Annotated in this window: 17 protein-coding genes and 1 CRISPR repeat array; of the genes, 4 read left to right on the forward strand and 13 right to left on the reverse strand. The window is 49.6% G+C overall.

Going from position 1 to position 19,951, the window contains the following annotated elements:
• Nucleotides 1-11 precede the first annotated feature (11 nt).
• From H583_RS0106475 to H583_RS0106490, 4 genes are all read right to left on the reverse strand, one after another.
• Nucleotides 12-1,682, reverse strand: a complete 1,671-nt coding sequence (locus tag H583_RS0106475) for a helix-turn-helix domain-containing protein (RefSeq protein ID WP_054706695.1) — start codon at nucleotides 1,680-1,682, stop codon at nucleotides 12-14.
• Nucleotides 1,683-1,900: 218 nt separating this feature from the next.
• Nucleotides 1,901-2,802: a CRISPR direct-repeat array (repeat unit 32 nt; unit sequence GTTTCAATCCACGCACTCACATAGAGTGCGAC).
• A gap of 734 nt (nucleotides 2,803-3,536) precedes the next feature.
• Nucleotides 3,537-5,357 (reverse strand): ABC transporter ATP-binding protein, encoded by a 1,821-nt coding sequence (locus H583_RS0106480; RefSeq protein ID WP_028559758.1) that lies wholly within the window; start codon nucleotides 5,355-5,357, stop codon nucleotides 3,537-3,539.
• Nucleotides 5,354-7,081 (reverse strand): ABC transporter ATP-binding protein, encoded by a 1,728-nt coding sequence (locus tag H583_RS0106485; RefSeq protein WP_028559759.1) that lies wholly within the window; start codon nucleotides 7,079-7,081, stop codon nucleotides 5,354-5,356. Before H583_RS0106485 ends, H583_RS0106480 begins: the two co-directional genes overlap by 4 nt.
• Nucleotides 7,078-7,428, reverse strand: coding sequence for a MarR family winged helix-turn-helix transcriptional regulator (locus H583_RS0106490; protein WP_036708689.1), 351 nt, complete (start codon nucleotides 7,426-7,428; stop codon nucleotides 7,078-7,080). Before H583_RS0106490 ends, H583_RS0106485 begins: the two co-directional genes overlap by 4 nt.
• A 299-nt stretch (nucleotides 7,429-7,727) precedes the next feature.
• Between H583_RS0106490 and H583_RS32115 the strand changes: the two genes are divergently transcribed.
• From H583_RS32115 to H583_RS0106505, 3 genes are read left to right on the forward strand one after another with little or no spacing between them, the layout of a single operon-like run.
• Nucleotides 7,728-9,203 carry a spore germination protein gene (locus tag H583_RS32115; RefSeq protein WP_051236095.1) on the forward strand — a complete coding sequence of 492 codons (1,476 nt, stop codon included), beginning with the start codon at nucleotides 7,728-7,730 and terminating at the stop codon, nucleotides 9,201-9,203.
• A 28-nt stretch (nucleotides 9,204-9,231) separates the two neighbouring features.
• Nucleotides 9,232-10,404 carry a Ger(x)C family spore germination protein gene (locus H583_RS0106500; RefSeq protein ID WP_028559761.1) on the forward strand — a complete coding sequence of 391 codons (1,173 nt, stop codon included), beginning with the start codon at nucleotides 9,232-9,234 and terminating at the stop codon, nucleotides 10,402-10,404.
• The gene (locus tag H583_RS0106505) at nucleotides 10,401-11,495 is read left to right on the forward strand and encodes a GerAB/ArcD/ProY family transporter (protein ID WP_081667019.1); all 1,095 of its coding nucleotides are present in this window, start codon (nucleotides 10,401-10,403) and stop codon (nucleotides 11,493-11,495) included. The genes H583_RS0106500 and H583_RS0106505 overlap by 4 nt, the downstream gene beginning before the upstream one ends.
• Before the next feature lie 153 nt (nucleotides 11,496-11,648).
• Here the strand turns inward: H583_RS0106505 and H583_RS0106515 are convergent, their stop codons facing one another.
• From H583_RS0106515 to H583_RS0106565, 9 genes are all read right to left on the reverse strand, one after another.
• Nucleotides 11,649-12,713 carry an LLM class flavin-dependent oxidoreductase gene (locus H583_RS0106515; protein ID WP_028559764.1) on the reverse strand — a complete coding sequence of 355 codons (1,065 nt, stop codon included), beginning with the start codon at nucleotides 12,711-12,713 and terminating at the stop codon, nucleotides 11,649-11,651.
• Between the two features lie 40 nt (nucleotides 12,714-12,753).
• Nucleotides 12,754-13,302 carry a GNAT family N-acetyltransferase gene (locus H583_RS0106520; RefSeq protein WP_028559765.1) on the reverse strand — a complete coding sequence of 183 codons (549 nt, stop codon included), beginning with the start codon at nucleotides 13,300-13,302 and terminating at the stop codon, nucleotides 12,754-12,756.
• A gap of 253 nt (nucleotides 13,303-13,555) precedes the next feature.
• Nucleotides 13,556-13,771: a hypothetical protein gene (locus H583_RS0106525; RefSeq protein ID WP_028559766.1), complete on the reverse strand. Its 216-nt coding sequence runs from the start codon at nucleotides 13,769-13,771 to the stop codon at nucleotides 13,556-13,558.
• Nucleotides 13,772-13,939: 168 nt separating this feature from the next.
• Complete coding sequence (locus H583_RS0106530; RefSeq protein WP_028559767.1) at nucleotides 13,940-15,850, reverse strand: ATP-dependent DNA helicase; 1,911 nt, start codon at nucleotides 15,848-15,850, stop codon at nucleotides 13,940-13,942.
• Nucleotides 15,851-15,943: 93 nt separating this feature from the next.
• Complete coding sequence (locus H583_RS0106540; RefSeq protein ID WP_028559768.1) at nucleotides 15,944-16,471, reverse strand: hypothetical protein; 528 nt, start codon at nucleotides 16,469-16,471, stop codon at nucleotides 15,944-15,946.
• Between the two features lie 737 nt (nucleotides 16,472-17,208).
• On the reverse strand, nucleotides 17,209-17,664 hold the full coding sequence (locus H583_RS0106550; RefSeq protein ID WP_028559769.1) for a DinB family protein: 456 nt from the start codon (nucleotides 17,662-17,664) through the stop codon (nucleotides 17,209-17,211).
• Between the two features lie 164 nt (nucleotides 17,665-17,828).
• On the reverse strand, nucleotides 17,829-17,960 hold the full coding sequence (locus tag H583_RS38085; protein WP_081667025.1) for a chemotaxis protein CheB: 132 nt from the start codon (nucleotides 17,958-17,960) through the stop codon (nucleotides 17,829-17,831).
• A gap of 66 nt (nucleotides 17,961-18,026) precedes the next feature.
• A complete protein-coding gene (locus H583_RS0106560) occupies nucleotides 18,027-18,623 on the reverse strand; it encodes a P-loop nucleotide/nucleoside kinase family protein (RefSeq protein ID WP_028559771.1) in 597 nt (198 codons plus the stop codon).
• 15 nt (nucleotides 18,624-18,638) lie between these two features.
• Nucleotides 18,639-19,142 (reverse strand): CYTH domain-containing protein, encoded by a 504-nt coding sequence (locus tag H583_RS0106565; RefSeq protein WP_028559772.1) that lies wholly within the window; start codon nucleotides 19,140-19,142, stop codon nucleotides 18,639-18,641.
• 187 nt (nucleotides 19,143-19,329) lie between these two features.
• Here H583_RS0106565 and cdaS point away from each other — a divergent pair, with 187 nt between their 5' ends.
• Entirely contained in the window at nucleotides 19,330-19,947 is a 618-nt protein-coding gene (gene cdaS, locus H583_RS0106570) for a sporulation-specific diadenylate cyclase CdaS (RefSeq protein ID WP_028559773.1), read from the forward strand.
• The last annotated feature ends 4 nt before the right edge of the window (nucleotides 19,948-19,951 follow it).

The following is a 19,951-nucleotide window of genomic DNA, read 5'->3' on the forward strand; positions in this document are numbered from 1 at the left end:
CCAGACTTCGATTACAAGCTGTCTGAACGGGTGAGCAGCTGCCCGATTTCCTCGAGTTGCTGATTAATTCCGATTGGCGCATAAATCTTCCATTTGCCCCAGTCAATAAAATAGACTCTGCCCCTGCGGACAGCCGGATGACAAACCCAGGCTGGATTTGTCCGCTGCCACTGGCGAATTTGCTCCTGGTCCTCCCCGTTCTGCACGGCTATAAACAGAAAATCCGATTCATAGTGGAGCAGTTCATCCGGGGTTATAGCTGTCCAGGTATGGCCGGTACCGGCTGGATGACCCTTTAATTGCTCACGGACTCTGTCCGGAGGTGTCAGCTGCAATGACCTGTAAAATACATGCCCGATATTTCGCGCTCCATAGACACGCAACTGTCCGTTGCGGTATAGGCAGAGAGTCACAACACCACCCCCTGTTGTGAAGCGTATTTTGTTCCTGATCTGTCCGGCCTTATGTTCATGCTCATCCAGCCATTGCCGCGCAGCCTGCTTCCGGTCCACCAGCTCGGCAATTTCCATCAGGTGGGTGTAAATATCCTTAGATGCCCAAGGGATTGCCACGATCGGGGCAATGTCGTTAATTTGCTCCCGGGCTTTTGACAGTACATTGTCCTTGCACAAAATGAGATCAGGCTTTTCATCCAAGAAGGCTTGCCTTGTAATTGTCCATGCTTCGGAACCATGTTCCGGCAAAGCCAATGATTTGGTAATAACCGGCATATGGGGATGCGCCTGGGCAGCGCATGGCCGAATGCCGAGGGTGTATAAGTGATCGGTATATGGGAAGGACAATGAAATGATCTTCAAATCTTTCTTTTTCACAAACATGCGCGGTGAATACCCGCTCGTCCCTTTGAAACGGCGGCTGAAATAAAACTCGTCCCCGTAACCGACCTCTGCTGCAATGTCACGAACAGGTTTATCCGTAAGCAGCAGCATTTCCTTTGCTTTATTGACTCTAAGATGGGTGAGATAGGTAATCGGAGTTTTGTCCATCGCTTGCTTAAACACTTGTGAATAGTATGTAGGATGGAGCTGTGCCAGTTCTGCCAGCTTGTCCAACCGGATATCCTCCCGGTATCTCGACCGCATGTAATCCAGTGTAGTGCTCAGACGAATTTCCATTTCATTATGTCGTGCAGGTTCGGCATACCGGATAATCCCATCCAGCATATCGTGCAGATATTGCTGTGCCAGGAAACGGTTTTTCCCGTTTGTGCTGCTGCCTTCCGCGATCAGCAAAAATAACAGCCGTTTGAACCAGCTCCCTGCGATTTTCAATTGGCCTTGAACAGGAAAGCCCCGTTCCCGCTCATACAATTTGGAGACAACTGAGTTGTCACTCAGACGGTACAAGTTAAACATGACCCCGTACAGCTCCGCATTTTGATCATGATCAAAAGTCAGCTTCAACTCCGTGCCAGGAGGATAAATATGCAGAGTATCCCGTTCCAGTCGGGATAGAGCGCCGTTTATGATCAGTTGTCCTTCCCCTTTTGCTGCATGCAGCAGCATATGACAAGTGAGCGTCAACCCTTCTTCTCCCCAATCCGGGGCAGTGTCCGATACCCAGGCCGCTTCAATATCATATAGCGTCCCCTTCAAAAATCCGCCATCCCTTGCTGTCTCCATGTTGTGAGTCATCCTTCCATTTGCCGGTCTGGCAGCCATATGAAAAACACCACCTGGTGAGGTAGTGTAATAAGTGCGTTCAAGAATTAAATTTGAATTGATGAGTTAACTTGATAATTATTATCAGTGATTAAATCTATTCTACTTGCAGTGTGAGAAGATTTCAAGTTCTAACTCATGGAAGTAGGGGGATGGGGAGCTAAGGGATGAAGGTTTTTTCAATTGCCCAGTGAGGTCAGTATCTGGAAATGAAAACAGTTTCAATACACACACTCACATAGAGTGCGACTCGTGCCCCCGATACAAACACATTAGCCAGATTGGCAGTTTCAATCCACGCACTCACATAGAGTGCGACGAGACACACATATGATTACGGATGGATTGGCGAGTTTCAATCCACGCACTCACATAGAGTGCGACATATAGCTTTAATTAAAAAAACTATTGGTAATACTGTTTCAATCCACGCACTCACATAGAGTGCGACATAGCGAATCCTGCGAAATTCATAACGATACTGTGTTTCAATCCACGCACTCACATAGAGTGCGACTTAATATGGCTGCTTGGAGGTAAGACCGGAATGCCTGTTTCAATCCACGCACTCACATAGAGTGCGACACTCATTAACAAACCAATCAGTCTGATTCACAATGTTTCAATCCACGCACTCACATAGAGTGCGACAGGGAAGGTTGATCATGACGGAGGACGAGATTGCAGTTTCAATCCACGCACTCACAAAGAGTGCGACTATGCGCTTAATACGCTGAAGAGCATGATGGGTGTTTCAATCCACGCACTCACATAGAGTGCGACTGTTTCCCCAAGCTTGAGCAATAACCTCGGCAAGCCGTTTCAATCCACGCACTCACATAGAGTGCGACGGGCAATATTCAATGGCAAAAGCACCGAAAAAATGTTTCAATCCACGCACTCACGTAGAGTGCGACCGTTGACCCTTCCATTCTGCAAATGGGGCATCAAAGGTTTCAATCCACGCACTCACATAGAGTGCGACCTGAGCATTGAAGGTGTGGAACAGAACCTTACAGCAGTTTCAATCCACGCACTCACATAGAGTGCGACGACATTCTCAGCGTAATAGAGGCGAAGAGGACACAGTTTCAATCCACGCACTCACATAGAGTGCGACAGCGAAAATGGGACAGAATTATCTATTTTAAGTGATAAAATGCTTCATCTCAAGAAAAATGATGCAGAAAAAATATGATGCAGCTATTGACATTTAACTGAGAGTATTAATTTCTATTGATTTCGACAAATTTCGAGGTGCGAAGGAACCGGGAAAATCATGGGAGCTTCACATTCGCACCAGAGAATTCAAAAGAATTCCGCAGGTTTTTTCTATCCCTCTATCTGGTGATGTACTTCCAATCATAAGTGATGAAAGTCTATAATACAATCTCATTTTTGCATGAATTCCGATTTTTCCAATGCATCCCAGGTAAAGTTTCTTTCAGTCCCTTACTAGTCATTAATAAAAAAATAGCCAATACGGTTTTGTAAGCTGAACAGTCTTTGATGCAGCGAATCACGCTGGCAGAGAGATGAAGGGTTCTGGAGAAACGAAGTGGTTGCCTTTAACGACCGGTTTCTTACCCTATAACCTATTAATCAGAGAAATCGGTCTTTAATAAAATATAAGAGCGATCATATCAATTACAGATCGTCTTATATTTCTACACGAAACGATACTGCCTAATAATTATAGGCAGATTCGTTTACGCTGGGCAAACAGAAGAACCCTTCAACTCGGAGCCCACCTCAAACTGACGCCCCAACCACGCATTATAAATAACCATCAGTGAACATAAGCCAGCAAATAAAAAAGACCGGACAGCAAATCACTGCCCGATCCAAAATCATTTAAACCGCCTCGTCCTGCCCCTCCGAAAACTGGCTGTTATGCAGATCGGCGTAGAAGCCTTTCTGTCTCAGCAGTTCCATGTGCGTCCCCTGCTCGATAATTTCCCCCTGATTCATGACGAGAATCAGATCGGCGTCCTTGATCGTGGACAAGCGATGCGCAATAACGAAGCTGGTGCGGCCCTGCATCATTTCGTTCATCGCCTTCTGAATGTTCATCTCGGTCCGCGTATCGACACTGCTCGTCGCCTCGTCCAATATCAGAATGAGCGGATCAGAGGTGATCGCGCGCGCAATGGTCAGCAATTGGCGCTGCCCTTGCGATATATTAGAGGCATCCTCAGTCAGCACCGTGTCATAACCGTCCGGAAGTGTGCGAATGAAGTCATCGGCATACGCCCTGCGTGCGGCTTGGACAACCTCCTCCTCTGTCGCCCCTTCCTTGCCGTAGGCGATGTTGTCCCGGATCGTCCCGTTGAACAGCCATGTATCCTGAATAACCATCGCGAACCTGCTGCGGACCTGCTCACGGCTCATATCCTGAAAGTCCGCTCCCCCAAGCTTCAGCCGCCCGCCATTAATTTCATAAAAGCGCATCAGAAGATTGATCATGGTCGTCTTCCCCGCTCCTGTAGGACCGACAATCGCAATCGTCTGGCCTTCCTGAACCTCCAGATTCAAATTCCGGATAATTGGATTTTCCGGATCATAGCCGAAGCTCACATTTTGGAAAGATATGCTGCCGTGAAGCTGGTTTGGATCGACAAGTGCAGGAAGCTCGCTCGCCTCTTCCTCCTCGTCCAGTACCGCAAATACCCGTTCCGCTGAGGCAAGGGCGGCCTGAATCATGTTGGCAATGCTCGCCGCCTGAACCATTGGCTGATTGAGTTGTTGAGAATACTGGATGAAGGCCTGTACATCCCCGATCCGGATATTGCCGTTCAGCACAAGAATACCACCAGCTATACTGACCAGCACATAACCGATATTTCCGATAAACATCATCATGGGCATCATAAGCCCTGACATGAATTGAGCCCTCCAGTTCGTCTCATAGAGACGTTCATTGATTTCGTCAAAGGTATCGAGTGCTTTTTCCTCATAGCCGTACGCTTTGACAATCTGGTGGCCGCCGTAGATTTCTTCGATATGTCCGTTGACCTGTCCCAGTGTCGCCTGCTGGCTGATAAAGTATTTCTGCGATCTCGTTGCGACAAAACGGATAACGATCGCGCTTAGCGGAATCGTCACGCAGACGACGAGTGTCAGTAACGGGCTGATGAACAGCATCATGACAATAATCCCGATAATCGTAATGACAGACGTAATAATCTGTATTAGCGCCTGCTGCAGGGAGTTATTGATATTGTCTATATCATTTACCGCTCTGCTAAGAAGATCTCCGTAAGGATGCTTGTCAAAATAGCGCAGCGGCAGCCGTGTCAGCTTCTCATTGACCTCTTTGCGCATCGTTGCTATAGTTCGCTGGGATACGCCGGCCATCAGGTACTGCTGGAGAAAAGTGAATAATGCAGAGACGGTGTACAAGACGAGCAGCCAGATCAGCAGCTTACCGAGAAAAGCGAAATCAACGCTTGTCCCCTTCATAAAACTGTCAAAAATCGAGGAAGTAGCTTCCCCGAGCAGCTTCGGGCTGATTACACTAAACAAGGTTCCCATAAAAGCCATGACAGCGATGATGATAAGCATATTGCGCTGCGGCTTCAAATAGCCGAGCAGCCTGAACAATGTTTTCTTGAAGTCCTTCGGCTTATTGGCCCCCGCAGGGAACGCCGGACCCGGTCCTTTCTTATTCGTCATGCGGTCTCCCCCTCTGTCTGCTGGGAGGCTACAATTTCCTGATAAATCCGGTTCCCTGCAAGCAGTTCATCATGCTTCCCGATACCGGCTATTTTTCCCTCATCCAGCACAATAATCTGATCGGCGTCAACGACGGTACTTACGCGCTGGGCAACAATAATAACCGTTGCGTCGCCTGTCTCCTGCCTGAGCGCCGCTCTAAGCCGTGCATCTGTCTTGTAATCCAAAGCCGAGAAGCTGTCGTCAAACAAATAAATCTCCGGCTTCCTCGCCAGCGCACGGGCAATGGAGAGCCGCTGCTTCTGGCCGCCGGACAGATTGCTCCCCGCCTGGCTGACTTCGGCCTCGATACCGCCTTCCTTGGAGCTTACAAATTGTGAAGCCTGCGCAGTCGCAATTGCGGCCTCAAGCTGCTCCGGCGGGATATCTCCGTTGCCAAAACGGATATTGTCCGCAATCGTACCACGGAACAAGGCGGCCTTCTGCGGAACATAACCCAGCTTGGCGCGCAGCTCCTTCTGGCTCATCTCCCTGATGTCTACCCCGTCTATGCGTATTGACCCCTGATCCGCATCATAGAAGCGCGGAATCATCTGCAACAGGGTTGTTTTCCCGGATCCTGTACTGCCGATAATCGCCGTCGTCTCACCCGGACGGGCAACGAAGGATACGGATTCGACCGCGGCCTTTTCCGCCCCTGCATAACGGAAGGTAACGTCTTTAAATTCCACGACACCTTTTGCAGCTCCGGCAAAGCGGCCCTTTTCGGGATCACCAATTTTGGAATGCAGGTCAAGCACCTCATTAATCCGCGTAGCGGATGCCTGTGCCCGGGGAATCATAATAAAGGCCATGGAAAGCATAATCAGCGACATCAGGATCATCATCGCATATTGCAGGAATGCAATCATGTTGCCGACCTGCATCGCGCCCTCGTTCACCCGGATTCCTCCGAACCAGACGATGGCCACATTTGTAAAGTTCATCACAATCATCATGACCGGGAACAGCACTGCAATAATCCGGTTTACCTTGATCCCCGTATCCCGGTAATCCTCATTTGCCTCGTCAAACCGCTTCTTCTCATAATCCACCCGGTTGAACGCCCGGATTACACGAAGGCCTGTCAGTGACTCCCGAAGGAGCAGGTTAAGCCGGTCCGTCTTCTTCTGTAGTGAACGGAAGATTGGAATCGCCGTTCTCATAATCAGAAAGATCAGGCCTGCCAACACCGGCAGGGATGCCAGAAAAATCAGGGACAACGTGGCGTCGCGCGATACAGCCAGAATGATTCCGCCTACCAGCATAATAGGAGCACGGGTCATCATCCCCAGTATCATATTGACGACATCCTGAATTTGACGGATATCATTGGTGGTGCGGGTGATCAGGGACGCCGTCCCGAAACGGTCGAATTCCTGCAAGGACAAGCTACCTACGTGGCCAAACAGTCTGCGCCGCAAGTCTCGGCCAAACCCGACTGATACTTTGGAAGTCAAGTAGGTGACGGCTACTGTCAGTGCACCCGCGAGCAGCGAGCATACAATCATCCAGCCTCCGGTTTTAAAAATAAAGCCCATGTCATTATTTACAATCCCTATATCGACAATGCTTGCTGTCAAGGTTGGCAAATACAGCTCCAGCAAAATACCGGCAAGCAAGCTGACCAGTATAAGCAGAATGGATCGTCTATAGGGTTTTAAATTCTTGAACAGTTCAATCAAGTTTCATCCTCCTTTTCCCTCTCCGCGAACTTCTCATCAAAATAATCAAAAGCAAGGTTGATCAGCCGGGCAAGCTCGCGGCTGTCTTCCTCTCCAAGACGCTCGCATAGCCCGGCAATCATCTTGACAAAATGTTCCGTCACTTCTTCAGCGGCTGCTCTACCCTTGTCCGTCAAGCAAATATTAACAATTCTGCGATCTGCATCATCCTTGATCCGGACAATCAGGCCATTCTCCTCCATCCGGTTGAGCTGCTGGGTGACAAACGGAGAAGACACCCGCATTTCTTTGCTCAGATCGAGGACCTTCATTCCTTCCGGTTCCGCCTCTTTGAGAAGCATCAGCATCCTTGATTCATGAATTTTATAATCGCCTTTGTTGGCTTTGGCCTCAACCCTTTTTTGACGAAGGCGGCTAAAAGATTTTAATAATTCGTCGACCGTACTTGAAATCGGGATCTTCTCCTTTCAGCCTGTAGATAGATAAGTAATTTACTTATCTATTATATGCATTTGAATTCCTATTTTCAAGTGGGCAGCTCAAGTCCAAATCATGTATAAAAGAAGCGGGGCTTCCGCAATCTAAGCACAAAGCCATGCATTTCCATACGAGGAATGAACCGGACAAAGCAGCAAGGGAGGCCTGTATGACAGAGAAGAACGGAAGCAATGAACGCGGCAGGCACAGAAATAAAGAACTCCCGGCCCTCGATGCCTTGAAAAGAAATATCGAGACCGAGCTTGGAAACAGCTCTGACATCAATACCAGGGAATGCATGATCGGCAAGCAAATGAGCCCTGCAGTTCTCGTATGGATTGACGGGATCGTCAGCTCCATCGATTTGAATAACAACGTTATTGCCCCGCTCATCTCCGGCACTGCGGAACTGGAGATGATTCCGGATGACAGGCAAACGCTGAAGATATTGAGCACGTCCATTATTACGGCTACTGAGGCAACCACAGTTACATCCGCTTCCCAGGCCGTAAACCTGCTGGTTAACGGGTGGACCGTACTGCTGATTGAGGGCTTTAGCACGATGATCGGAGTCAATACACAAGGCTTTGAGACACGCAGCATTGAGGAGCCAGCCTCGGCCAGTGTCATCCGCGGGCCGCGTGACGGCTTCGTAGAATCAATTACGGTCAATACTTCGCTCGTCCGCCGCAGAATCCGCAGCAAACAGGTGCGGGTCGAGAGCCGGACACTAGGCGAAGTGTCACATACGAAGATTGCATTGCTCTATGTCGAGGATCGTGTGGACAGAAAAGTGCTTGAAGAGGTTCGCAAGCGCATCAGCAAAATTGATGTTGATGCCGTGCTCGAATCGCATTATATCGAGGAAATCATTAAAGACAGCCCCTGGTCCCTGTTCCCTACAGTACATAGCACAGAGCGCCCGGATGATGTCGCCGGGGTCATACTTGAGGGGCGTGTTGCCATTCTCGTTGACGGCACCCCGTTTGCACTCGTCTTGCCCTGCACGCTGTTTCATCTGCTCAAGACAACCGAAGACTTGTATCTGGCGTATCCTATCGCTACTTTTGTCCGCTGGATCCGTATTGTCGGTTTTTTTGTTACACTGCTTCTTCCGGCTACTTATGTCGGTATTCTGACCTTTCATCCCGAAATGGTTCCGCCGCAGCTCCTGAGCAGCATTCTTTCAGCAAGAGACGGCGTCCCATTCCCGATCCTGATGGAGGCGCTCATTATGGAACTTACCTTTGAGGGCCTGCGGGAGGCCAGCATCCGGATGCCCCGCTCTATCGGTTCTGCAATCAGTATCGTCGGTGCGCTGGTAATCGGGGAATCTGCCGTACAGGCGGGAATTATCTCCTCCCCTTCTGTCATTGTCGTAGCAGGGACGGCGATTGCGTCATTTATGATTCCATCGAATTCACTGTCCGGGTCAATCCGTCTTTTGAAGTTTATGATGCTGATGTTAGCTTCCATATTGGGCTTATACGGCATTATTATCGGATTGTTTATCATCGGTATCCATTTATGCTCCATCCAGTCCGTTGGACTGCCCTACCTGACCCCATTTGCGCCTTACAAAAAAAACGAGGCCATCCGTGCGCTATTCAGAATCCCGTGGTTCCTGCAGCGCAACAAACGATAATTACATCTCATGAACAGGAGGAGTTCTAATGTTCTTCCGATTGCTCAAGGGCTTCCTTCTCCTCACTGTTCTTTCATTGCTAAGCGGGTGCTGGAGCCAGATCAATTTTGACCAATTGACAGTCGTATCTGCTGTAGGCCTTGACCTGAACAAGGACAAGCATCTTGAAGTAACTGTACAGCTTGTCAATCCGACACTGCCCATTTCGGCAGGAGGAGGAAACCAGCAGAGGCGAAGCATCGCAACCTACAGTGCACCCGGCAATACCATTGAGGAAGCGCTGGATTTGATTCGCCAACAAGCGAAGAAGAGTCTCTTTTTTCCGCAAACCCGGGTTATCATGATCGGAGAGAAGTTGGCCAGACGCGGAATTCGAGGGGTCATGGATTTCTTCTGGCGCAACCAGCACCAGAACTTCAACAGCTATGTGATTATTTCCAAAGATCCTGTAAGGGAGGCGCTTAGCAGCTCACAAGAGCTGCAGGCGGTATCCGCGGACGAATGGAAGGCTTATTTGACAAGCAAATATTACAAAAGCTTCAGCGGCTCCATCGAAATGTACCAATTTCTTCCCCGTCTTGATCTGGTCGGCTATCAGGCTGCAGCCCCGGGGCTGCGGGCTGTAGAGAGATATGGTACCAATCAACGGATTATGGCGATTGAGGAACTGGCAGTTTTCCGCAACCATAAGCTTGCAGGGTGGATGAGCAATGAACAGACCCAAATGGTCAACTGGCTGAGCGGCATGTCCCAGTCAGGCCCTGTCCAAATTAAACTTGAGGACGATATCATCATCAGCTTCGATCTGGACCCGATCGTTGTGCGGCTGACGCCTGTTTTTGATGCCGGACGGATTACAATGCGGGTTAAAATGGTCGCTGAAGCCGGAATTATTACGTCTACAAAGGAACTGGATTTATCGAGTCTTAAAATGTCCAGCAAGATTGTCCAGAAGCTGACTGATGATCTTAAGATGCAGATCGAGCAGACGACATACAAAATGTTCCGGACCTATGGGACAGACGCCATCGGATTCGGCGAGGCGATACATCGTAAAGCGCCTGCACAGTGGAAAAAGCTAAAGAAGGATTGGAATAGCGAGCTTGCAGGGATTCAGGTCGAGACGGATGTGAAGGTCATTATGATCAAGTCAGGCTTGATGATTGAAGGTATTCTTACGGAGGATGATGAGGAGAAATGATGAAGCAGCAGTCGATTTCCAATAAACAATTTTTCTTTATTGTCTTTGTATCCATTACCTGCCTGACCTTCTTTTCGGTCCCAAACCAGCTTGCTTCACAGGTAAAACAAGATTTGTGGCTTTCGATGTTGTTCGGAATGCTGCTTGATATTTACGTCGCTTATATTCTCTATAAGTTGAGCAATCAATATAAGGGACAGTCCATTATCCAATACACCGGCAGCATTTTGGGCAAAGCAGCGGGAAAAATAATTTCCCTCTGCTTTCTCCTGTTCTTTCTTGGCGTTATGATAACTTCCATGTGGATATACTGTGACTTTATGTCGCGTTCATTGATGCCGGAGACGCCCCAGATGGTATTCTCCTTGACGATGGTATGCTGCGCCGGCCTCGCCACATGGCTCGGAATCGAAGCGATTGCACGACTAAGCCAGCTTATTGGCATCGTCATTCTGGTGACCTCCATCGTGCTGTTCATCTGCTCCTTACCGTACTTTCAAATACAGAACCTCCTCCCGCAGCTGGAGGACGGCATCATGCCGCCGCTCCGTGGAGCCATCTATCCAGGGAGCTGGTTTGGAATCTGCATTACAGTCGGCGTTCTCATCCCTCATCTGGCCAATCCGAAAAAAGCTTTTCGGATGAAAAGCCAGGCTGTGATGCTGGGCGCCTCTATCATGACCATATATTTAATGTATAGTATTGCAGTCATGGGACCGGATATGGCGGGCAAATTCGAAAATCCGCTCTATATTTTCTCACGCATTACAAATCTGGTTATTTTCGAGCGTGTCGAGGTGCTGCTGCTGCTTATTTTTATCTCCGGCTCGTTCATCACAATCTCCATACTCTATTTTGCGCTTACGGAAGGCATGGCCCAGTGGGTTGGCTCCAAATCCCCGAAGATATGGATTATCGTGTTTGGCATCATTGTCATCTTTAGTCCGTTCTTCCCTTTTAGTCATAATAGTCCGGTTGTCAGCAACTACTTGAGCTACTGGTTCCCGGTTATTGCCCTATGTATCGAAGGCGGACTAACCACAATGCTGTTTATCATTGCCATGATCCGAAAAAAGAAAGCTGACGGCTGACCTCAATATTGCCGGACAATTGATTCTGGTCACCATACAGAGCAATTATAGCAGAATGCTGCTTCCCGGCGCTTTGCTTGAAGCGAATCGGTGCCGGATCCCTATCAAATACGGCCTGCATGAACCTCATGCCTGTTATCGTGCTAAGCTGCATTATTTAACAGCAAGCGTTGCACTGGCTTCCTTTTCCCAGACTGTACTCTTGATTTGCTGGCGCAGCCTTGGTGCAACCTCCTCTGCGAACCGCTGCAACTGCTCCAATTGCTCGGCCTCGGACAATCCGTCCACGCTGATGCTGAGCACTTGATGGCCGAACGCCTCATGATAATTCATAATTTTCTCGATTACGCTTTCGGGACTGCCGACCAGTGCCGGACCACTGGCGATATTATCCTCCAGGCTGCGAAATGGTGACTGATTGTGCTGTGCTGAAGAGGTCGCATGGAAGGCGTCGTAATAAGGACGAAACCGGTTCCGGGCTTCCTCCGGTGTATTTGCCAAATACAGGCTGCCGGCCCCCGCTCCCACAACTGCCTGGCTTGGATCATGACCGTAGTAAGCCAGCCGTTCCCGGTAATGGTCAATGAGCGCTTTATACTTGGCCTGCGGATGAAAGGTATTGGAAGAAAAGATCGGCTCCCCGTAGCGGGCTGCAAGTTCCGTTGACAAGGGGCTGGAAGCACTGCCGTGCCAGATTGGAATAGCGGACTGATAGGGACGGGGCTGTGTCGTCACCTGATGAAGCGGAGGCCGGTATTGTCCCTCCCAGGTGACATCTTCCTCCTGCCATAGGCGCTTGAGCAGTGCATACCGTTCCGCGAGGGAATCCCACTGCTCCTCCTCGGTAATGCCGAATAACGGATAATGCCTCGGATCATTTCCCTTCCCGATTATCAATTCCAGCCGTCCTCCGGACAAGTGATCCAGCGTTGCATAATCCTCGGCAACCCGTACCGGATCAAGAACACTGAGTACTGTTACTGTGGTCAGAAGCCTGATCTTTGAAGTCTGGCCCGCTATAGCTGTCAGTACGACTGCCGGTGAAGACGACAGGAATGGTGCGCCATGGCGCTCTCCCACCCCATACGCGTCGAAGCCGAACCGCTCGGCGATGACAGCCTGGTTCAGGATCTGCCGGAATTTCTGTTGCTGGGTAAATGATTCTCCTGTTACTGCATTAGGGAGATTCATAATAAGGCTGAATAGCGCAAATTTCATCTGAACAAGGCTCCTTTCTAACGGGAGTAAATACGCCAGTCTAACGGCTTGCCGCCTGGCCAGTCCGCTGACGGGAAAAGCGCTCATAGTGTCCGGAATCCACAATTTTGCGCAGCAAGTGCATTGTCCCATCCCCATTGCCAGGGTCAAAAGCATGGATTCGCTCGTACCCTCTCCGTTCATACATTGGGAGCAGCCATGGATGCTTCTCTGCTGTCGCCAGCGTAACGGCCGGGGCTCCAAGCCTTTCACGAATAATGCGCTCCTCCACCCACCCTAGAAGCTGCGCGCCATAGCCCTTTCCCTGATAAGCAGGATCAACTGCAAACCACTTGAGAAACGGCAGTCCGGATAACGCTGTCATCGGATTGTCACCTATGGCGAGCGTGACGGTTGCGGAAATACGATCTTCCACCTCCAACACATAGCATTCATTTTCGGCGATATTCTCCTCTACCAGCTCCAGATTGGCATGTGCCGCCGGCCAATGCAGCTTCAAGTCGCGTATGGTGACATAAGCATCATAAATAACCTCCACCAGCCGCGGAGCATCCTTTTTCTCAGCAAGCCGGAATATGAATTCACTCATCACATTCACCCCGTTTTATTAATTTTTATAATTCCTATAGAAATAATATGATTTATAATGATATCAGCATATCATCCTTTATTATTCAGCGCTAATTGAATTCTTCTATCCAAATATTGAAGTTTTGACCAACAAAATCAGCCGGAAACCCGCTAGAGCAGGTCCCGGCATAATTTACAGTCCAATATATGTTCATCTTGCATGTATTATCGTTTAAAAATTCAGTTTCATGACCACTCATGGCGTCTATGAATCAATTGCTCTTGGAGGATGAACGAGAGCAGTTGTAGGCTACAACAGATAATATGATCAGCATAAAGGGCATCAAGGCAACCTCATGACCCTGCCGCTCCTGCACATAGGAATATGCCGCCCCTGCGACCAGCACAGCCAGTACCCCCGTCGTCCATAGAGCCAGCCTAATCTGGCCGCTGCTGTATTTACGGGATAATTTCTCAAGCCATTTCATGTGTACTCCCCCTTCTCCAGCCAAGGTTGATTGCTTTTTGTCTATGTCTATCATAACGGGTTTATTTGTACTCAATGTGAACGCTAGTTTACAAATCATTAGCAGACTGTTAATGATGACGCTGGTGCAGTCATAATTGGGGAATGCGAACCCCCGTGGCGGACCACTTTATAAAAATGCTTGAATCTGCTCTCTGATTGCTTTTTCTTCCAGCCCGCCGCCGAATATGGATACGGTACCGGAATCCTCGCTTGAACGGATCAGCCTTCCCATTCCCTGCTTGAGCCGCAGCAGCATATAAGGCAAATCCACCTCTTCGAATGGGCTTGCCGAATCCTTTCTCCGGGCAGTGAACACTGCATCATTCGGCGGAAAAGGCAGCGACCAGATGATGACATGCGACAGTGACGGCCCTGGAATATCCAGTCCCTCCCATAAGGTTACGGCACACAGCACGCTGCGCTGATCGCGCTGAAAACCGGCGATCAGATGGCTGATTTCAGCCGAGCCTTCAAAGAAATACTGCCTGGAATGATATTCAGGATGATCCTCAAGTACGCTCCGGAACCACTTCAATTCCTCAAACGACGGGAACAAAATAAGCACGCCATCGTCCGCCGACGAAAGCAAATCCAAAACCTGCTTCATCTTGCTCAGGTCCGGCTGCTCCGGATAGATGCCAACCTGCATCTTCTCCTTGTACGGATAAGGGGAAGCCACTGAAAATGACAGGAAGCTGTCGATTCCAAGCCCCTGGGCGATATAGTCAAACGAGCCGTTCACGGATAATGTAGCGGAAGAAAATACAACAGGCATCGCCCTGGCGAAGACTCGCTCACGCAGTACTTCCTTGACCTTTTTCGGCATAATGACGAGCGTCATGCCTTCCTGATCCTCTGCAAGCCACGTAATCAGCTGCTGGGGCTGGGCATACAGGGACAAGGCATGTCCGATCATTTCCAGATGCTCCTCCACAATTTTGAGCTGATAGCCGTCGAGCGAATACAGTCCGCTCTCAAAGACAAGTTCCTCTTCAATATCGCCGATAAGCTGACGGAAATGCGAGATGGCTTGCATGACCTTATCACTCATTATGATTTCCCGGCGGGCTGAACCTGGAACGGACCGGCTGTTAGCGGCCAGCAGCTCGAACAGCAGCTCGCTTTGTTCGATGGACGCCTCTACAGCCAGTGCCAGCGATTCACGAATTTCTCCCTGCAGCAGCCGGACTACGATGCTTTCGAACAGGTGGTGCTTTAATTTATAGGTCAATGCATTTTGCGTCGCAGTCTCCAAGAGATGTCCCTCATCAAAAACGACAGAACTGTGCTCCGGCAGCAGCGGGAGCTGTCCTTCACGCTTGCGCGCCTCATACGTCCAGACATGCTCCATATAGAAATCATGCGAACAAATAATCAAATCAGCCGATTTGCGGTAATAGTCGCGTGAAATCGTCTGGCCGCAGCGATGGCGCTGAGGGCATATCAGACAATCCTGGAATACATCCCAGGCGATCCGGCTCCACTGCTCATCTGTCAGCCCCGGATAGTCCTTGCGGTCACCATACGGGTAAAAGGCCTGCAAGGCGGCAGACTTGTGCACAAAATCAGGCAGCTTGGCATACAGGTCCTGATACATATGCGCAGTCTCGTCTTCATCCGCAACAGCGTTATCCAACTTGTTCAGGCATATATACTGATCCGGCGATTTGCCAAGCCGTGCATCCACCTGCAGATCCAAATGCCGGGCCAGCTTGGCAATATCTCCTTCCGGCTTAACCAGCTGTTCAATAAGGGATTCGTCTGCACAGGCAATTATAGCCGGCTTGCCGGTGTATCTGGCATACGTGACCGCATACAGCAAATATACTAGCGTCTTGCCGGTCCCTACGCCAGCTTCGGCAAAAATCGTTTGTTTGCTGCTGAAGGCTTTTTCCAGCTGGAACGCCATATAGATTTGCTCATCGCGTGTCTCGAAGCCAGCCTCCGGCAAAATGTCATAAAAAACATCGGAAATCCAGTCGCCCGCCTGCTGAACGAACGGCTGGCCCGGGTCAAATTCAAAAGGGTATGTTGTCAATCCGGTTGTGCCTCCAACTCATAGTCAATTCCTTGTCCATTATACAGCAACCGGATACGGCTGTCGCCGTCAATTCCACAATTGCGGAGCTCATTATTGAACAGCAAAATCCCAGCGGCTCCGATGCTTCTCCAGTTTCGGATGCAGGGGCTGGTCATCTGCTGACACTACCATCCTTATATTGGAAATCCAATCATCGAAAGAAGCATAGGATGCGAACAGATTGGCAGTCTCCGGTGTCAAATATAAAAAGTGCGGCCCTTTATACAATTCTGTCAAATGGCGCAGCGCAAGATCGATTGGTGTATACTTCTTGCGCCTGGTTTCCCAATTCTCAAGAATGACCTCACCTTCATGACCGCTATCCTCTATCCACTCCTCCAACCGTTCACGTCGCTTGTACAGAGCACTTACCGGGTCCTTGGTCATCCGTCGCGCCGTCTCCTCATGAATCGGGTACAGGACAAGATCAGCGAATCCGTGGAGATTGGCATGACGCAAAGCCTGTTCCAGCTCCTGCCTCCCCGTCTCCTCGAATGTATCGTAAAAAAACAGCGTGCCTTTCTTTATTTCTTTAGGCGGTTCATAGCCGAAAGGTACCGATTGCGGTCTTGGTTTCATAGATTGCTCCTCCTTAAGTAAGGATCAGCTTCGCGTACCGTTGTATTATGGTGTACACCGGTTGCAGAAGCTGTACCGTTAGGTTTGGAAACGATGATGCTGCAGTTAACGGCGTATAATTGAATCCTTATTCGGTGTTAATATTGCCCAATATTACGATTTTTAAAGAATGGGGTCAATGGGTCCGTGATTACACAAGTGGGAGGAGCAGCATATTCTGCTCTGGAGATGACTGGCTCAAGTCATTTACATTTTCAAATGTTTACACCATGTATACCTGCATTTAATCCTCCGTTAACACTAAGGCTTTATAGTAGATTAAAATATACGAAAGGAGGAACTTGAGATGTACTATGATGAGGACCGCGTCCCTTTTGATGAAGAAGAGCCGCAAAACAAGGAACAGTCAAAGGAAAAACAGAACGAAGGCACCCCTGCCAATGAGTCATAATTCCTGCTTCATCCCTTCATTTCCCCGCAAGACGGCTTTCCCTGCAATCCGTTGACCGGATAAACCTCAAATATCCTTCAGCAGTATATACCTCTCTTTGAACGAAACGAAAGCATGACAAACAGGCTCCCGGCCATCTTTTCGCCGAGAGCCTGTTTCAATTATGAGCTTCCCGTCTGCTACTTGCGCAGAACCATTCAACCCCACCCAAGATAAACCCGACTGCCAGGATAGAGAAACCGCCGTCAGCTCCTGTGCCCGGTTTTTAATTCATGCATGCTCTGCCTTACTGTTCTCTGATATACATGATATAGTCCGTATTCACAGTTGTAACACCTGCACGGGAAAGAAGCGACATGATCTGGCCCCGATGATAGCTTCCATGAAGAGCTACATGAGTCAAAATATCAAGTGTCTTGGTACGAAAAGCGGCTCCCGTAGTGGTCGTGAAGGCAACCTCCTGCTCCAGCGCCTCGTCTGTAAGTCCTTCGATCAGTCCGGCATACCCCAACTGATTCTTTTCGAGCTGCCGCACGCATTCTTCCAGTGAAAGGACAGGCCATACTTCCATTCCTGCCGTTGACGCCCCTTGGAGACGGGCAAGCCAAATCCGCTCCGCGCCAAGCACGTGGGCCAGCAGCTTCAACGCTTGCTCAATGTCCGGAGCTGATTGCAGAGCCTCCGTGATCCTCCGGTTTGCCCAATTCACGTGAGCAAACAATTGACTAAGGTATGCTTTCATGTTGTCCTCCCGGCCATCTCTGGCAACCTAACTATATATGATCCATTATGGCTCTATTGTAACAGAAGACACGAACAGAGAGAATGAATATTTCATCGCATGAAAAAAAGCTTTCATACAGCGGCTCCAGGCCACAAATGAAAGCTTTTTTTAGAGACAAGACATTATCTCCTCCCCCATTCTGGAGAGGGCAACTGCTGCTGTACAGCGCCAATCTTGCAGGCGGCCTTGGGCATACCATATACGACGCAGGAGGCCTGATCTTTGGCCAGCGTCAGAGCGCCGCTGCGGCGCATTTCCAGAAGGCCGCTTGCACCATCGCTGCCCAATGAACAAGGGATTCCATTTTACATTCCACCCGATTATGTACCGCTATTACCGTACAACAATTGCTCCAATTGCTCAATGTTCTGCCCTGTAAGAGGAAGTGAGTTATCATAATAGATTACTGAATACTCCGGCAGCTTCCAAGCAATTTGCCTTGCTGCCAGAGAATGGCTGAATGTCTCCCAGTTCGCCAGCTTCCAGTCGTCAAGCTTGGAGCCGCGCTGCTGAATTCGGCTGCGGTAGGCTGCCTCATCGGCCAGGGTCACCACGACTGCTTTTACCTCTACATCCTGCAGAGATGCGCCGATTGCAGCCAGTTCACTCTCGATCCACTCAGCCTCCCCTATCTCGCGGGTAAAGGGACCGATGACGAATACATCATTGCCCACCGCCACATTCTCCAGTGCTGCATCCATTGTGATCCGGTAGCCCAGATCACGGCACAGTCTCTTGTACGCATCAGAATCCCGGTCATCAGGATCAAGCCCTGCTGCCGTCATCACCACGATAGCGGCCGGCCTGAGCAGCGTGTCCATATCGAGCAGCACAGCACCGCGCTTGCGTGCAATGGCCTTGGCAAGCGTAGTCTTCCCCGCACCGGCACCTCCGACAAAGAAAACGAGCTTCCCCATGGCTATGCCCCCTGTCTATACCGGATTGCGCTGCTGCAGCTCACGCCATACCGTCTTGTTGCTGTACTGCCGTTCTTCGCTAATATCCCGTCCGAACCACTCCGGGGCATCGAACTTGCGGGCTGCCTCCTCGGAATCAAATTCGATCTCCAGTACGGTAAGCTCAAGCTGGTCATAGCGGTCAATTTCCACCGTTTTGTTATCCCATTCTGCGGTTATCCGGTTTTTGGTGAGCGGAACCGCTCCACTTGCCTCTGCCAGCTGCTCGTAGATGGATTGCGATATGGAATACTCAATTTCTTCTCTGAGCAGTCCATTTCCCCGTTTGAACGTATGGGTATATGACATCAAGCCTGTTTGAAGATCGGCAATTCTGCGGACACGCACCTCCTGATCCGGATCGATTGCCAGATAGGTTTGTTCAATACGCTGCTCGGAATGGATGTTGAGAATCCCTCTGCTTTCAAGCGTATCCACCGTTTCCTTCAGCAAAAACTTTCGTTCAATTTCCAGTGCCATGCTTGTCCTGCTCCTTTAACTGATTTACTGGCAGCGAAGGCTGCATTTATTTTAGTGTACACCATTTTAAAGCCGACAGCTATTTCCTGCTTCTATTCATGCTGCCGGGATGCAAGGATCGTTCCTGAGCTGGTTATACTATGGAAATCCGATCCGCCAAAATGTCCAACCGAGGTGCTATACACTTATGACGCCCATGCAAGGAGATTGCGATTCCACCCCATTGAGGCAATCACTGAAAACCCAGCTTTATACGATAAACGATCAGCTTCTGGCGATGATTCAATCGCTGGATGACGAGGAGCACTGTCTTTTGACTGAATTTGAAGCGGTGAGAGCGTCCTTTGTCCAGGCTGAATCCAAAGCCGCACTGTACTATTTGAATTGTTATCTTTCCCCCTATACGGATTGCTACGATGAGCTGTCCCGCTTTATATACAGCATGTCTGCCCGGAGACATGGCGCATTAATCGCTGTGGAGCGTAAAGAATCCCTTCTCCCGCTGCTGCATAACGGCACCGAAATCCGGGCGAGGATAAGCCGCTTTTTACTTGAAGCGATCTTTTATCCCGGCAATCCGCTTCATGACGGGGCGGTGCTGATCCGCTCGAACGAGATCGTATCTGCCAAAAATATTTTGCCTGTATCAGACAGTTTAAGCGTAGGAGAAAGCTATGGCACCAGGCACCGAGCGGCAATCGGCCTGTCCGAGACAAGTGATGCAATCGTACTCGTCGTCTCTGAGGAAACGGGCAATGCATCATTTGCAGTGGAAGGACAGCTTTATCCACTGACCGTCTCATAAGTTT

This window comes from Paenibacillus pinihumi DSM 23905 = JCM 16419 (genome assembly GCF_000422505.1).
Taxonomy (GTDB): domain Bacteria; phylum Bacillota; class Bacilli; order Paenibacillales; family Paenibacillaceae; genus Paenibacillus_D; species Paenibacillus_D pinihumi.

What these genes read in the sequence shown, in the direction of transcription:
- H583_RS0106560 (WP_028559771.1), bottom strand. Translation starts at nt 18,623, where the DNA reads ATGGGGAAGCTCGTTTTCTTTGTCGGAGGTGCCGGTGCGGGGAAGACT.
- H583_RS0106490 (WP_036708689.1), bottom strand. Translation starts at nt 7,428, where the DNA reads ATGCTGATGCTTCTCAAAGAGGCGGAACCGGAAGGAATGAAGGTCCTC.
- H583_RS0106565 (WP_028559772.1), bottom strand. Translation starts at nt 19,142, where the DNA reads ATGGCACTGGAAATTGAACGAAAGTTTTTGCTGAAGGAAACGGTGGAT.
- cdaS (WP_028559773.1), top strand. Translation starts at nt 19,330, where the DNA reads ATGACGCCCATGCAAGGAGATTGCGATTCCACCCCATTGAGGCAATCA.
- H583_RS0106515 (WP_028559764.1), bottom strand. Translation starts at nt 12,713, where the DNA reads ATGAAATTTGCGCTATTCAGCCTTATTATGAATCTCCCTAATGCAGTA.
- H583_RS0106500 (WP_028559761.1), top strand. Translation starts at nt 9,232, where the DNA reads ATGTTCTTCCGATTGCTCAAGGGCTTCCTTCTCCTCACTGTTCTTTCA.
- H583_RS0106525 (WP_028559766.1), bottom strand. Translation starts at nt 13,771, where the DNA reads ATGAAATGGCTTGAGAAATTATCCCGTAAATACAGCAGCGGCCAGATT.
- H583_RS0106550 (WP_028559769.1), bottom strand. Translation starts at nt 17,664, where the DNA reads ATGAAAGCATACCTTAGTCAATTGTTTGCTCACGTGAATTGGGCAAAC.
- H583_RS32115 (WP_051236095.1), top strand. Translation starts at nt 7,728, where the DNA reads ATGACAGAGAAGAACGGAAGCAATGAACGCGGCAGGCACAGAAATAAA.
- H583_RS0106475 (WP_054706695.1), bottom strand. Translation starts at nt 1,682, where the DNA reads ATGGCTGCCAGACCGGCAAATGGAAGGATGACTCACAACATGGAGACA.
- H583_RS38085 (WP_081667025.1), bottom strand. Translation starts at nt 17,960, where the DNA reads ATGCGCCGCAGCGGCGCTCTGACGCTGGCCAAAGATCAGGCCTCCTGC.
- H583_RS0106540 (WP_028559768.1), bottom strand. Translation starts at nt 16,471, where the DNA reads ATGAAACCAAGACCGCAATCGGTACCTTTCGGCTATGAACCGCCTAAA.
- H583_RS0106480 (WP_028559758.1), bottom strand. Translation starts at nt 5,357, where the DNA reads ATGACGAATAAGAAAGGACCGGGTCCGGCGTTCCCTGCGGGGGCCAAT.
- H583_RS0106505 (WP_081667019.1), top strand. Translation starts at nt 10,401, where the DNA reads ATGATGAAGCAGCAGTCGATTTCCAATAAACAATTTTTCTTTATTGTC.
- H583_RS0106520 (WP_028559765.1), bottom strand. Translation starts at nt 13,302, where the DNA reads ATGAGTGAATTCATATTCCGGCTTGCTGAGAAAAAGGATGCTCCGCGG.